This window comes from Rothia sp. P7208, from assembly GCF_048512915.1.
GTDB lineage: Bacteria > Actinomycetota > Actinomycetes > Actinomycetales > Micrococcaceae > Rothia.
In genome coordinates this window covers 39,605-53,692 of the sequence record NZ_JBLXXW010000005.1, presented here as the reverse complement: position 1 = coordinate 53,692, position 14,088 = coordinate 39,605, and the positions used below count along the sequence as shown (strand labels likewise).

Annotated in this window: 11 protein-coding genes; 3 read left to right on the top strand and 8 right to left on the bottom strand. The window is 50.3% G+C overall.

Translation table 11 applies throughout. The features are described 5' to 3' along the window. Nucleotides 1–23: 23 nt before the first annotated feature. On the bottom strand, nucleotides 24–254 hold the full coding sequence (locus ACN084_RS06160) for a glucose PTS transporter subunit EIIB (protein ID WP_419102335.1): 231 nt from the start codon (nucleotides 252–254) through the stop codon (nucleotides 24–26). A gap of 173 nt (nucleotides 255–427) precedes the next feature. Between ACN084_RS06160 and ACN084_RS06155 the strand changes: the two genes are divergently transcribed. After that, nucleotides 428–1,651, top strand: coding sequence for a PTS transporter subunit EIIC (locus tag ACN084_RS06155; protein WP_419102336.1), 1,224 nt, complete (start codon nucleotides 428–430; stop codon nucleotides 1,649–1,651). Between the two features lie 112 nt (nucleotides 1,652–1,763). Here the strand turns inward: ACN084_RS06155 and ACN084_RS06150 are convergent, their stop codons facing one another. From ACN084_RS06150 to ACN084_RS06120, 7 genes are all read right to left on the bottom strand, one after another. Further along, nucleotides 1,764–2,450, bottom strand: a complete 687-nt coding sequence (locus tag ACN084_RS06150; RefSeq protein ID WP_419106243.1) for an N-acetylmannosamine-6-phosphate 2-epimerase — start codon at nucleotides 2,448–2,450, stop codon at nucleotides 1,764–1,766. A 31-nt stretch (nucleotides 2,451–2,481) separates the two neighbouring features. Further along, complete coding sequence (locus tag ACN084_RS06145) at nucleotides 2,482–3,417, bottom strand: ROK family protein (protein ID WP_419106242.1); 936 nt, start codon at nucleotides 3,415–3,417, stop codon at nucleotides 2,482–2,484. Between the two features lie 59 nt (nucleotides 3,418–3,476). Continuing rightward, nucleotides 3,477–4,388, bottom strand: a complete 912-nt coding sequence (locus ACN084_RS06140) for a dihydrodipicolinate synthase family protein (RefSeq protein ID WP_419106241.1) — start codon at nucleotides 4,386–4,388, stop codon at nucleotides 3,477–3,479. A 46-nt stretch (nucleotides 4,389–4,434) separates the two neighbouring features. Next, nucleotides 4,435–5,307, bottom strand: coding sequence for an ABC transporter ATP-binding protein (locus tag ACN084_RS06135; protein ID WP_419102340.1), 873 nt, complete (start codon nucleotides 5,305–5,307; stop codon nucleotides 4,435–4,437). Next, a complete protein-coding gene (locus ACN084_RS06130; RefSeq protein ID WP_419106240.1) occupies nucleotides 5,304–7,325 on the bottom strand; it encodes a dipeptide/oligopeptide/nickel ABC transporter permease/ATP-binding protein in 2,022 nt (673 codons plus the stop codon). The genes ACN084_RS06135 and ACN084_RS06130 overlap by 4 nt, the downstream gene beginning before the upstream one ends. A gap of 2 nt (nucleotides 7,326–7,327) precedes the next feature. Next, complete coding sequence (locus ACN084_RS06125; protein ID WP_419102342.1) at nucleotides 7,328–8,281, bottom strand: ABC transporter permease; 954 nt, start codon at nucleotides 8,279–8,281, stop codon at nucleotides 7,328–7,330. A gap of 161 nt (nucleotides 8,282–8,442) precedes the next feature. Next, nucleotides 8,443–10,062, bottom strand: coding sequence for an ABC transporter substrate-binding protein (locus ACN084_RS06120; RefSeq protein ID WP_419102343.1), 1,620 nt, complete (start codon nucleotides 10,060–10,062; stop codon nucleotides 8,443–8,445). Between the two features lie 178 nt (nucleotides 10,063–10,240). Here ACN084_RS06120 and ACN084_RS06115 point away from each other — a divergent pair, with 178 nt between their 5' ends. Both ACN084_RS06115 and ACN084_RS06110 read left to right on the top strand, forming a co-directional pair. Next, nucleotides 10,241–11,035 (top strand): FadR/GntR family transcriptional regulator, encoded by a 795-nt coding sequence (locus ACN084_RS06115; protein WP_419102344.1) that lies wholly within the window; start codon nucleotides 10,241–10,243, stop codon nucleotides 11,033–11,035. A gap of 117 nt (nucleotides 11,036–11,152) precedes the next feature. Beyond that, on the top strand, nucleotides 11,153–14,047 hold the full coding sequence (locus ACN084_RS06110; RefSeq protein ID WP_419106239.1) for an exo-alpha-sialidase: 2,895 nt from the start codon (nucleotides 11,153–11,155) through the stop codon (nucleotides 14,045–14,047). Nucleotides 14,048–14,088: the final 41 nt, after the last annotated feature.

Sequence of the window (14,088 nt, the reverse complement as noted above, 5' to 3'; positions counted from 1 at the left end):
CTGGAGGTTTATGTATATGGGGTTTAGAGAAGGTCTTGAATGTCTTCTGCCAAGGTGTCGGCTACTGGTCCTACAACAACCTGAACTGCTGATCCAAGGACGACGACTCCGTGAACTCCCATTGCTTTGAGGGCGTCTTGGTTTACGGCTTCGGCGTCGTCAACTTCTACGCGAAGGCGGGTGATGCAACCTTCAATTTCTTCGACGTTATCTGCTCCGCCGAGTGCTTCTAGAATTTTCTCTGCATCAAACATGATGTTTTCCTAACTGAGGTTGGAGTGGTTATGGGTGATCTAAGAACTTTATCCTCGATATTCTCTTGGCAGGTTCTTCATCATGAACTATAGTATCTTATATCACTGGTTATAAACAGTACCAGAGGTCATACACACATCAATAACTCCCTACCCCCTATCAAGGAGGACCCATGTCGACCCCGGCGACAACGGAACGAAAAAGTCTGAAAGACGGAAAATCCATGAAAGTCTTACAGCGTTTTGGGCGTTCTCTGATGCTTCCCATCGCAGCGCTTCCAGCAGCTGCCCTTCTTCTACGCCTCGGACAAAAAGACCTTCTCGGCGCACTTCCTGGTATGCAAGATGTAGCAAGCGTTATCGGCGCTGCAGGTGGAGCACTCTTCGAAAATTTGCCTCTCCTCTTTGCTATTGGCATTAGCTTCGGGTTTGCGAAAAAAGGTGACGGATCTACCGCGCTAGCAGCAGCTGTCGGATACGTCGTCCTTAACAACGTCTTCACCGCAATGTCTCCTATCATGCTTGGGGCAGCAGCTGAAGGCGCCGAACAAGAAAAAATTAACTACGGTGTTCTTGGCGGTATCGTTATTGGTATCACCGCAGCGCTACTCTGGCAAAAATTCCACCGCACCAAACTCCCCGACTGGCTCGGATTCTTTGGCGGACGTCGACTTGTCCCAATCCTCACCTCTTTCGCCGCCATCGTCCTTGGCGTGCTTATGAGCCTCCTATACCCTGCTTTCGACGCAGTTCTCAAGAGCATCGGTGAAGCCGTTTACGCAAACGCGATTATCGGCTCTGGTATTTACGGATTCCTCAACCGTATGCTCATCCCCGTTGGTCTCCACCACATCCTTAACTCCATCGTCTGGTTCCTCATTGGCGATTACAACGGTGTACAAGGCGACCTTAACCGATTCTTCGCTGGTGACCCCACTGCTGGCGTCTTCATGACAGGATTCTTCCCCATCATGATGTTCGCACTACCAGCAGCAGCACTAGCCATCTGGCAAGAAGCAAAACCATCACAGAAGAAACTCATCGGAGGCGTTATGCTCTCCACCGGTATCACCGCACTACTCACCGGTATTACCGAACCTCTTGAATTCTCCTTCATGTTCGTTGCTTGGCCACTCTACGTTATCCACGCAGTCTTTACCGGAACGGCCATGATGCTGACCAACGCATTAGGTATCCACGCCGGATTCGGATTCTCTGCAGGAGCCATCGACTACCTCCTCAACTTCGGTATTTCGCAAAACTCCATCTGGATTATCCCTATCGGTTTGTGCTACGCCGTTATCTACTACTTCACCTTCCGTTTCGTTATCCGTAAATGGAATCTACGAACCCCCGGTCGTGAAGAAGAAGCAGACGTAAACACTCCTAACGCATAAACGTCAAAACAACTAACGCTCCAAAAAAAAGGGGTGTGCCCAGAACAAAAGTTCTGGGCACACCCCCTTTAACAATCTCCACAACGGTTCATTCCAAGAACCAACAGAGAGACTAATGGCTCAAAGCGTTTTTAAACCACCCCGTGATAGAAATTGGGTGAGTAATCGCTGTACCTACCACCACCGCATGAGCACCTGCATCAAGCGCTTCACGCGCCTGCGCCGGAGTATGAATACGACCCTCAGCAATTAGCGGGACGTCAAAACCTGCTTCTGCAATCGAACGCAATAGCTCAAGATCAGGGCCATCAGTTTTTGCACGCGCATCGGTATAACCAGCAAGAGTAGTACCAATAAAATCAGCACCAGCCTCAACAGCTGCCTGAGCTGCTTCAAAGCTATCGCAATCAGCCATAACTAAGGCATGAGAACGCTCATGAACACCACGAATAGTCTCTGCTAAAGATAACCCATCAGGACGCTCACGAGTTGTTCCATCGAGAGCAACAATATGAGCCCCAGCGTGAGCCACACTCAACGCATGGTTAAGCGTCGGTGTAATAAAAATACCTTCATGTCCGTCTTTCCACAGACCAATCACCGGAACTTCAACAGAATTACGAGTGAACTGAATATCAGCGATACCCTGAACACGTACAGCTGCAGCCCCTCCAAGAACAGCAGAAGCGGCAACTTGAGCTGTCGTTTGAGGCTGACGCATGGGCTCACCAGGATATGCCTGACAAGAAACAACGAGCTGACCTTTAAGAGACTCAACCAGTTCAGAAGCAGTAAACATAAAAACTCCTTATCGAAAAATACGGCGATAACTACGCTAATGAAGAACGATGAATAAGTGAAGCTGCGCCAATGAGAGGAGCATCAGAACCAAGCTCTGCCAAAACGATAGGAGTACTCTTTGCCTGACCTAAAGCAGCTTGAGCATAAGAATCAAGAAGAGCTGTCCACCAGCGGTCGCCCAAATTAACAACACCGCCAGAGACAACAATTAGATGAGGATCAAAAATAGTAGCAAGGTCACCCAAGGCAATTCCAGCAGCCTGACCAGCAAAAACAATGGCTTCTTGAGCTAGTTTATCGCCATTTTGAGCGCGTACAGAAACTTCTTTCGTATCTGGCGCTGGTGCGCCACCTAGCGCAAGATATTTACGGAGAACCGCAGGACCAGCTGCGACAGCTTCAACATGCCCACGACCACCACACGGGCAATCTAACCCAACGGCTAGAGGAGAAGAAAAATGTCCGGTATGACCAGCAAGAGAATGAGCACCGCGCATGAGCTTGCCGTCTTCAATATAGCTTCCACCTACACCAGTACCGAACGCCATCATGAGCGATGAGGGTGCTTGAGCTGCAGCACCAAGCCATGCTTCACCTAAGGCATGGGCATGAACATCATTGACGGCGCAAGTCGGTAAAGAGGTCATTGACTCAACGATGGACGCAAACTGAACGCCCGTCCAGTCTTTAATGACATTGGCAGCGGTAACAACAGTACCGTTCTCATCAATAACACCAGCTGAGCCGATACCGACACCGGCAACATCCCAACCATGAGAACGAGCATAAGAAATGTGTTCCAACACAGCCTCAGCGGTGTGCTTAGCAAGAGGCACACCGCCAAGCTGAGCAAGGGTAGGAATCTCCGCACGATGCAAAACAGCACCGTGCTGATCGACAATTCCGAGGGCGGTTTTTGTGCCACCTAAATCAACCGAAATTGCGACGACGGTGCTGTTTTCCACGATGATTCCTTTACCTTGCAATGTGTGTTGGATTATATTCTGTATCTACAAGCTAGAGCCTAAAGCAAACCAGCTTCACCGAGAATGCCACGGATACGTTCAGCTTCAGTATCGTTGAGAGACTCCATCGGGGTGCTCATACGACGTGAAGAGATAACGCCCATTAACTCTAGAGCAGTTTTGAACGCTCCAAGACCAGCTGCACCACCAGAAACGCTAGGGGTTGTGACATTGACGATGGTGAAGAGCTGAGCTAGACGGTCCTGCTCAGCTTTAGCTTGTGCCCAGTCACCTGCTCGAGCTGCTTCGTAGAGGCGAACATATCCAGCCGGATCAACGTTGCCCAAACCAGGTACCATACCTGCAGCACCAGAGAGCATCGCACCGTCACAGACCACTTCGTGTCCAGTGAAGAGGCTGAAATCTTCAAGATCTGCGGTTTCTAGAGCTAGTAGGCGGAAGGAAATGTCATCGTTAGAAGAATCCTTCACACCAGTAATCACGCCTTCGCGAGCAAGCTTTGCAAGCAGACCAACAGGTAGCTTCTGCTTAGTACGTACAGGAACATCGTAGGCGAAAACAGGAACGTCTACTGCTGCTGCAATCGCACGGAAATGACGCTCTTCTTCATGAAGATCATCAATAGCGTAATACTGGCTTGTGACAACGATAGCGTCGCCACCGATAGCCAAAAGACGCTGAGCTTCGTCGATAACGCGAGCAGTGGTCTGCTCATTGGTACCAATGATGAGGGGGACTCGTCCATCGATAGCTTCAACGCAAGTACGTAAGACAAGTTCACGCTCAGCGTTCGTCATATAAGGAACTTCAGAAGAAGAACCGAGAGCGAAGATACCGCTGACACCACCGGAGATAAGGTGCTCAACAAGACGTGAGATGGAATCGGTGTCGATGTCACCTTCTGCAGTGCGAGCGGTGAGCAAAGGAGGAATGACTCCTGAAAAGGTCATGATAAATAATCCTTAGAAAAATTATTGACTAAATAACGTGTTCTTTTTAGACGTGAAGCAAGGTCGGTGCCGCACCCAAAAGAGTGCGTGTGTAGTCCTGCGAAGGACGGTCAAAGACTTGTTCCGCGCTACCTTCTTCTACGATGCGTCCCTTATTCATAACGCAGATACGGTCAGAGACGTATCGAACGGTCTGAATATCGTGGGAGATGAAAACCATTCCCAGATAAAGTTCACGCTTGAGGTCGCTCAAAAGGTTAAGTACCTGCGCGCGAACAGAAACGTCCAACGCACTGGTAGGTTCATCTGCCACAATCACTTTGGGTTCAAGAGCTAACGCACGAGCGATAGCTACACGCTGGCGCTGACCACCAGAAATTTGAGAGGGCAAAGCTTCAGAAGCTGACACCGGTAGACCGACTAAATGTAGAAGTTCACGTACTCGACGGTCTCGTCCACTTTTATCACCGATGCCGTGCACATCCAGCGGATCTCGGAGAATATCTTGGATTGTCATACGAGGGTTCAACGCGGTAGCTGGATCTTGGAAGACAATCGAGATATCCGAACCGAAATCATGTCGTAGTGCAGCGTTTCGTTTGAGAGCACTCTTCCCCTTGAAGAGAACATCTCCGTCTGTTGGTTTTTGAAGACCCACGATAACTGACGCCAAAGTGGACTTACCGCATCCAGACTCGCCGACGAGACCGATTGTTTCGCCGCGGCGAACTTTCAGAGAAACACCATCGACAGCTTTGACGATATTTGGTTTGAAGATACCACCAGTACGGGAACGGTGGTGAACTTTGACATCTTTGAGCTCGATGATGGTCTCACCTAGACGGGCTACTGCCTTACGCCCAACAGTGTTGAGCAGTTCTGGGTGAGCGTCAGCGTTGTTGCTGTTTTCGTTGCTCATGACTGTGCTCCTTGTTGTGCTTGTGCGTCTTCTGGTAGGTGAGAAGCCCAGAAGTGGTCGTCTTCTCCAGGGACTGGAACGAAGACAAGCTTCTGATGAGGATCTGCATCTTCACGTAATGAACGAGGTGCAAAACGGTCACCAACAGCGAAGTCGCCGGGGGAGGGGACTGTACCAGGAATCTGGTAGAGACGTTCAGAACCGGATTCGATAGAGAGGACCGATCCTAGAAGTCCACGAGTGTACTCGTGCATAGGGTTCTTCAGAAGCTGTACGGTTGCACCAGCTTCCACAATTTGACCTGCATAGAGGACAGAGATACGGTGCGCTACCTGTGCAACAAGTGCGAGGTCGTGGCTCACGAAAATCATCGCGAATCCTAACTGTTCACGGAGCTCATTGAGCAAATCAATGACCTCAGCTTGAACAGTAACGTCCAGAGCAGTCGTTGGCTCATCTGCAATAACGAGTTTGGGTGAACGAGATAGTGCCATGGCGATAAGTACACGCTGACGCTGACCACCAGAAAGCTCGTGTGGGTACGAGTTAAGGGTGCGGATAGGGTCAAGCTTCACTAAGCGTAGAAGCTCCTCAGGGGACTTACGTCCACCACGGCTAGTGAGTTGTTCCATCTGGTCTTTAACCAACATGGAGGGGTTCAACGAGCTAAGAGCGTCTTGATACACCATGGAGATGATAGAACCGCGTAGTTTTTCAAAGACAGATTCAGGTGCTCCAACAAGTTCTTGTCCTTCAAAGACAGCAGAACCAGTAATCTTTGCTTTCTTATCGAGCAGACCGATAATTGCCAAAGAGGTAATGGACTTACCAGAACCAGATTCCCCAACAAGTCCCATGGTCTGTCCTTCGTACACGGTGAAGGACACTTTATCAACGACTGGGGTGTCGCCGAAACGTTCTGGGAAGTAGATGCTGAGGTCTTTGACTTCAAGGATTGCAGGAGCGTTCTTATCTACGACGAAACGGTCGGTACGACGGTTTTCTGCCTCACGAAGTTTGACAAGAACGTTATCTAGTTCATGTTGTGCTTGAAGGTCGCGGTGCTTGCGGATTTCTGCAAGTTTTGCTTCTGCAAGTTTCTCTTCAGCAGTGATGCCGTTAGCGCCAGCTACTGGGTCGGTATCTTCGATAACGACTTTGCGGCGTAGCTTGGGGTTGACCATTGCGTCTGTCATGCCTTCGGAAAGGACGTTCAACGCAAGAACGGTTAAGAGGATGACGATACCTGCAAAGGTTGTAGCCCACCAACCACCAGAGAGGATGAGCGCACGACCGTCAGAGATGACGTTACCCCATGAAGGGTTAGGTGGACGCACACCTGCGGAGAGGAAGGACAAGGATGCTTCGAGGATGATAGCGTCTGCAACCATGACCGTTGCGAATACGAGAACTGGTGCGATGGTGTTGCGGACGATATGTTTTGTCAGAATGTAGGGGCGAGCTGCACCCATCACGCGTTCTGCGCGGACGTAGTCTTCGTCCCAAGCAGCGAGTACCTGTGCGCGGACCACACGAGCTAGCTGTGGAGTGTATACCACTGCGATAGCAATGATGATGGTGGGGATGGAGTTCCCTAGTGATGCCAAGAGCACTGCGGCAAGTGCGATACCGGGGAATGCCATGAAGATGTCCATGATGCGCATAATGGTTTCAGAAGCCCATTTGCCACTGGTTGCTGCGATAGCTCCGAGGATGCCACCGGCAACAAGTGCGACGGCAACGGAACCAAGACCAACCATCAAAGAAGATTGTCCACCGTACATCAGGCGTGAGAAGATGTCGCGGCCTTGACGGTCTGTGCCAAACCAGTATTCAGAACTTGGTGGGTCAATTGGCATTCCCGTTGAGGCTAGCGGATTATGTGGGGCAAGCCAGGGAGCCGCGAAGGAGATGAAGATGATAAATACTAAGAACCCCAGGGCGATTTTAGAACCAAGTGGCAATGCTTTGAAGCGAACGCCAGGGGCGGAGAGTCGTTCGGCGAGTCCTCTGCGCACAGTTACACCGTCCTAATTCGTGGGTTGATGAGTAGGTAAAGGAGGTCAACCACAATGTTGACGAGGACGAAGGTCACCGCGATGGTGAGTACTACGCCTTGTACGAGGTTGACGTCGTTACCTGTGATACCGGTAAAGATGAGGTTGCCCATGCCGTTGAGGGAGAAAATCATTTCGATCACGACAGCACCACCGAGGAGGTAGCCAATACGCAAACCAAGAACGGTTACGGGAGTGATGAGGGCGTTTTTGAGAACGTTCTTTGTGACGACTTCGCGGTAAGGAACACCGTTGCCGATAGCGGTACGAACGTAGTCTTTATCGAGTTCTTCAACCATGGAGGTGCGTACGGTACGGATTAAGGATGCGCATACGGGTACTGCGAGAGCTACTGCTGGCAGTGTCATATAGGATAGCCATGTTCCAAATCCTCCGCCTTCTGGTGGGGTGCCTCCGGATGGGAAAATTCCTAGGTCAAGTGCGAAGTATTGGATGAGCAAGATACCGAGCCAGAAGGAAGGCGTTGCGATAGATGCCATGGAGAGTACGCGGATGATCTGGTCTGGCCAGCGGTCGCGGTAGAGTGCGGCGATGACGCCGAGCACGAGGGAGACGACTGCTGCGATGAGAACGCCGAAGAATGTGAGCTGAATGGTGACAGGAAATGCTGCTGTGATTTGGTCGATGACGGGCTGAGCCGGTGCGGTGGTCATGCCGAGGTCAAAGTGGAGCAGACGCCAGAGGAAGGCGAAGTATTGCACGATGAGAGGCTTATCTAAGCCGTGTTCAACACGATATGCTTCTTTTGCTTCTTGTGAAGCGCCTTCACCGAGGGCGATAGTTGCTGGGTCACCGGGGGTGAATTGCAAGATAACGAAGACGAGGATTGTCACACCCAAGAGCATGATGGGTAGTGCAAGTAGTCTTCTTCCAAGTAGTCGAAGAAAATTAGCCAAGAGAAACTCCCGCATAGAGAATGCGTGTGAAAAAGGTTCGACGGTAGCTCCGGTGGTACGGAAATGAAGCAATCCGTACCAATGTCCGGAAGCCACCGCCGATTATGATGTGAAGGAAAAAGGGAAAAACCTTCACAAACCGCTGTGTGGAATAGCGGAGATTACTTAGTCGTTCCTACACCAAGCATTGAGATGCCGGTTGTTGGAAGCGGCTTGAAATCAACGAGTGTTTCCGAATCCCACGCAGTAGGTAGTTTGCGGTGGAATAGTGGGTACAACGGAACGTTGTCAGAGAGCAAATCGATTGCTTTCTTCCACTCTGTTTTTGGATCTGATGAGGTAGTTGCAGCGTTCATGTATTCCTGAAGCTGCTTGTACTGTTCAGTTCCGGACCAGCGGAAACGGTTGGTGGGCCAAGTGTCGCCACGGTACCACCAGGAGAGGAGCAAGTCTACGTCGTTACCGAAGACGGAGGGGTCGCCGGGTGCGATGAGGACATCGAAGTTTCCGGTGTCTACGTAGTCGGAGTACAACGAGGACGATGGTGTAGGTTCGATAGTGACCTTGATGCCAGCTTCCTTGAGCGATTCTTGGATGAGCTGAACACAGGAAACAACCCAGTCGTGGTCGGTCGAACGCACGGTGAGGGTGAGGTCTTCAACACCAGCGTCTTTGAGGAGCTTCTTTGCCTTGTCCGCGTCGTGGGTGTAGACGGTGGAAGCTTCAACGTAGTCTGGGTGGCTCTTCTGCAAGAAGGAAGTTGCAGGCTCTGCGTTGCCGAGCAATGCAGTCTTGATGACCTTGTCCATGTCGAGTGCGTAGAACAATGCCTGACGTACTTCAACCTTATTGAAAGGCTCTTTCTCGCAGTTGAACATCATGAAGAGCAAGCCGAATGACTGCACGGATTCGACGCTAAGGCCGGAAGTGTTCTCCAAGACTGAGATATTGTCGTAAGGTACGGACTCTACAGCCTGAACACGCTTGGACTGGATAGCGGTAACACGTGCTGCTGCGTCTGAGAGGATGGACCAGTTCATAGCCTTTGCGAGTGCTGGGCGAGGACCGTTGTACTCGTCGAAGCGTGCAAATTCGATGTGGTCGCCCTTGGTTGCGGAAACAAACTTGTAAGGACCGGAACCGATGGGGTGTGCACCGAAAGCTTCAAAGTCTTTCTCTGCGCTTTCAGGCATGATTTGCATCAAGGAGATGCGGTCAGCGAAGAGCGAGAATGGCTGGTTGAACTTGAATTCTACGGTGGAATCATCAACAGCGTTGACGGAGTCAATGAAGTAGAGGAACTGTGCAAAGAGAGAGCTCTTGTCGGTGAATTTGCCGTAGGTGTAAACAACGTCGGATGCCTTGACAGGGTCGCCGTTGTGGAATTTTGCACCTTCACGCAAGGTGACACGGTAGGTGGTGTCATCAATCTTTTCAGGGTCTGCAGTTGCTAGAGCGTTGTAACGCTTACGGCTTGCAGGGTCTAGACCATAAAGACCTTCAAAGATGTGTAGGTTCGCTGCGAGGGGGCCAGCACCGGATGCCTGTGATGGGGCGAAGGTGGTGGAGATATCGTATGCGATACCAGCGGTAATGGTGCCATCTTTGTTGATTTCGCCAGCTTTTGCTCCATCTGCTTTAGTGGCAGAAGAGCCTTTAGAGCCTGAGCCACATGCTGAGATAGATGCAGCGAAAGCGGTAGCGGCTGAAACGGAACCTGCTAGCTTGAAGAAGCTACGGCGAGTCGAGCTGTGCTCGGTGATGTCTTTAAGGTGAGGCATAGTCGCACTCCTTTGTGGACGGTTGTTTATGTGAGAGGAACATCCTAACGTAGGATGTCCTACCTGTACTATAGAATAGTAGCCATCTCCCAGATGTGCAACATCAATAGAGGTGTTACTTTCTATAAAAAATACTAGTTTCGTCTCAAAAGAGATTCTGGATTTGAGAAGAGGAGCCGTGGTAAAAAAAACAAAACCGCACGTGAGAGCGGTTAAAAAAATTTATGAAGTTAATAGTGTCCCCCATGCATCGCGCGCAAAAAACCGTCAATATCAACTTCAAAATGAGATTATCGAAATTATCTTGCGTGAAAAACTCGTGCCGGGAGACCCTCTTCCTACCGAACAACAACTCATCGAAGAACTTGACGTAGGGCGCAACTCCCTCCGAGAGGCGCTCAAAGTCTTAGAAGGATTAGGGATTATTGAAGTCCGTCACGGGTTTGGGACGTTCGTTGGAGGGCGTGTTCTAGAAGCCATGACTCGAGGGCTAACATTCCGCGGATTAACCTCCTTGCATCGTGGCGGTAAAGAAGCACGAGAACTTACGGATGTCCGTCAAGCCCTAGAGACAGGGCTAATCGCTCTTGCAATACCGCTAATGAGTGATGAACAAATAGCAAAAATTGAGTATGCCGTAACTCAAATGGAACAGGCCGTTAAAGAAGGTAAAGATTGGTCATACTGGGACAGAGAATTTCACGCATCGCTTTATGAGCCGTTGAAGAACGATTTACTTTCAGAACTTTTGGAAGTGTTCTGGATTGTCTATAACGTGATCTCCGTGGAGCTAGACGCTATTGTTCCTGCTAGTCAAAAGCAAGGTGAGTCTTTAGTTGCCGCTCACCGAGACATTCTTAACGCCGTGAAAAAAGGTGATGCTATTGCTGGAACAGAGCTTATGGCTGCTCACTTTGCAGGTATTCGAGGGCGTCTAACAGCGTGGCAAAGAGCCACTCGAGAAGATGCCTAAATAAACTTTTTGCACGTGAGCTCCAGATATTGAGCTTTTGGTGTTAGGGTGGTGTTTATCTTAGATGTGCGCTGTAGCACATATTTTGAACATCTATGTAGATGGAGCTTTTCAACGATGAAAAAACACACTAAGAGCATCTTCGCACTCTCACTCATTGCAGCAACCGCAAGCACCGGAACCATTCCTGCTTACGCGACACCACAACCTGTCCTATCAGCAACCTCTGGACCGGGCACCTACCAAGAACAAAACCTCGGTGAAAAACTCATCGGAGACTCAGCAACCTACCGCATTCCAGCACTAGCTGACCTCGGAAACAACATCATTCTTGCTGCATGGGACGGGCGTCCCTACAACGCAGCAGACGCACCAAACCCCAACTCTATTGTGATGCGCCGTTCAATAGATGGTGGAAAAACATGGAGCGATACCAGCTATATTGCCAGAGGACATCTTGGCAATGATGGAACCCAAAAATACGGTTACTCAGATCCGTCCTTTGTTGTCGACCATGAAGCAGGAAAAGTTTTTGCGTTCTTCGTTAAATCACATAACCAAGGATTCTGGGGTAGCGTCTACGGAAACGATACAAGCGATCCAGACGTCATGGGTGCAGTTGTCACTGAATCTACTGACGGAGGACTCACCTGGAGTGAACCTCGAGACATTACACCCATCGTCAAACAAGGCGCCGATAAAAATAACCCCCAACCAGGAGACGCCCGAGCTATCTTCGCCGCTAGCGGTGAAGGTATCCAACTACGCTACGGAGCCTACAAAGGTAGGCTCATCCAACAATTCACAGGAACCGTCAAACAAGTAGCTGGCGGAGAAAAAACCCAAGCGTACTCCGTCTATTCTGACGACCACGGAAAGACATGGAAACGTGGCGAATACGTCGGTATCGAAATGGACGAAAACAAAGTCGTCGAACTCTCTGACGGTAGAGTCATGCTCAACTCCCGTGATTTCGTCTTCTCCGGATACCGAAAAGTAGCCATCTCTGAAGACGGCGGGCACAGCTACTCCGAGGTCACCCTCGATAAACACCTCCCCGACCCCAAAAATAACGCCTCAATCTTTAGGATGTTCCCTGAAGCGCCACAAGGCAGCAAAGAGGCACAAAAACTCATCTTCACCAACTCCAATAACAACAACGGAAACTCCCGCGAAAACCTCACCGCACGAGTCTCCTGCGATGACGGGCAAACATGGCCAGGTATCCGACAATTTAAAGACGGCTTCGGAGCATACTCCACTGGAACTGCACTATCAAGCGGTGGATTTGGCGTACTCTACGAAGCAAGCTATCAAAACGACATGCGTTTTGGTGTTTTCGATGAAGACTGGCTCAACGTCGTCTGCGCACCGTTGAATACAGAAGACATCACCGTCGACGAAAATAGCGTCACCACTATTCCTGTGACAATCACCAACCAAGAAGAACACCCCGTAAGCGGTAGCGTTACCGTCCATGACAACCGCGGATTCACAGCAACAGACGTAAACGTTCCTACCCTTGACGCTGGGGCTAGTACCGTCGTCAATATTCCGCTCACTGCAACCGCTCAAGCACGCAGCGGTTCACTCGATGTCGTCTTTACTGAGGCGCAAGGAAAACAATCACGTTATACCTTCTCTGCACAAGTAAACCGCACCAGTGAAACACCTTTCCACGTGACCTTGAGCGAAGGGCAAACGACTGAACGTGACCTCTCAACGAACCCATATCACGTAGGAGACGTCGTACCTTATACCTTTCGTGTTACGAACACCAGCGGAGAAACCGTTGACGCTGTACCCACCGGAGGAAACCTCGATAGAGGATTCCTCCCACCCAATGCACCAAACTGCCGGTGGCGTAACCTCGGTGCTGACGCAACCTATCTTTGCAAAACAGCGGGGCACACTGTCACCCAAGAAGATATTGACCGCGGATACTTTATCCCTGAGATAACTTTTAACGCTGTTTCAATAGCAGACCGCTCTAAAACAGGCGAAATCACCTATCGGGGTGAGCCGGTTTACCTCCGAGCTATCAACCTAGAACCGGCTCTAAACATCTCTGGAGATATTGCTGGTGACACCAAAGACAGCTATGAAGTCGGCGATGTTATCAACTACCGCTTCACTGTGCATAACGCCTCAGAAGGCACTGTTCACTCAGTCCCCATTGCCGGAAACTTTGAGAACGGATTCCTCCCACCCAATGCACCAAACTGCCGGTGGCTCAACCTGAAAGCGGGCGCAACCTACCAGTGCCATACTGCATCTCACCGCATCACCGAGGAAGACCTAGAACGAGGCTACTTCCAACCAGAAGCCACTTTTGAAGTCACCTCCACAGAAACACAAAAAACCGCTCAGGTTGAATTTAGGGGAGAGAAAGTCACGGTTCATAAAACAACAACTGAAGAACCTGCCACCCCAGAACCGAGCAACGAACCAGAAGTGAGCACACCATACTTTCACGATGTGCGCCCTGGAGACTTGTTCTACACCGAAATCAACTGGATGGGAGAAAGCGGTATCTCTCGTGGTTGGCCTGATAAAACCTATCGGCCGTTAACGCAACTTGACCGTGCCGCGGTAGCTGCATTCTTCTACCGTATGGCAGGTTCACCAGAATATACGGCGCCGGCGGTCTCACCGTTCAAAGACGTACCGACCGACCATGTTTTCTATAAAGAAATCTCATGGTTAGCAGAACAAGGCATCACTACCGGATGGGAAGACGGAACATTCCGTCCCCATGCGCCGGCACAGCGTGACGCTATTGCAGTGTTCTTCTACCGTTTTGCTGGCTCTCCTGGATATACGGCGCCAGTGCCATCGACGTTCAAAGACGTTGATTCTTCGGTAATTTTTGCCCGTGAGATTGCGTGGTTCGCTGAACAAGGCATCACTAGAGGCTGGGATGACGGTACTTACCGCCCCTACCAGCCAACACAGCGCGATGCTATGGCAGCGTTTATCTACCGTTATATGAAGGATAAACACCAAGACTAACTACGAGTCTTAGTGTGCCTTGGGCTCATCAATGATGGGTC

Coding starts and splice junctions, on each gene's coding strand:
- ACN084_RS06160 (WP_419102335.1), bottom strand. CDS start 254: ATGTTTGATGCAGAGAAAATTCTAGAAGCACTCGGCGGAGCAGATAAC.
- ACN084_RS06155 (WP_419102336.1), top strand. CDS start 428: ATGTCGACCCCGGCGACAACGGAACGAAAAAGTCTGAAAGACGGAAAA.
- ACN084_RS06150 (WP_419106243.1), bottom strand. CDS start 2,450: ATGTTTACTGCTTCTGAACTGGTTGAGTCTCTTAAAGGTCAGCTCGTT.
- ACN084_RS06140 (WP_419106241.1), bottom strand. CDS start 4,388: ATGACCTTTTCAGGAGTCATTCCTCCTTTGCTCACCGCTCGCACTGCA.
- ACN084_RS06135 (WP_419102340.1), bottom strand. CDS start 5,307: ATGAGCAACGAAAACAGCAACAACGCTGACGCTCACCCAGAACTGCTC.
- ACN084_RS06120 (WP_419102343.1), bottom strand. CDS start 10,062: ATGCCTCACCTTAAAGACATCACCGAGCACAGCTCGACTCGCCGTAGC.
- ACN084_RS06110 (WP_419106239.1), top strand. CDS start 11,153: ATGAAAAAACACACTAAGAGCATCTTCGCACTCTCACTCATTGCAGCA.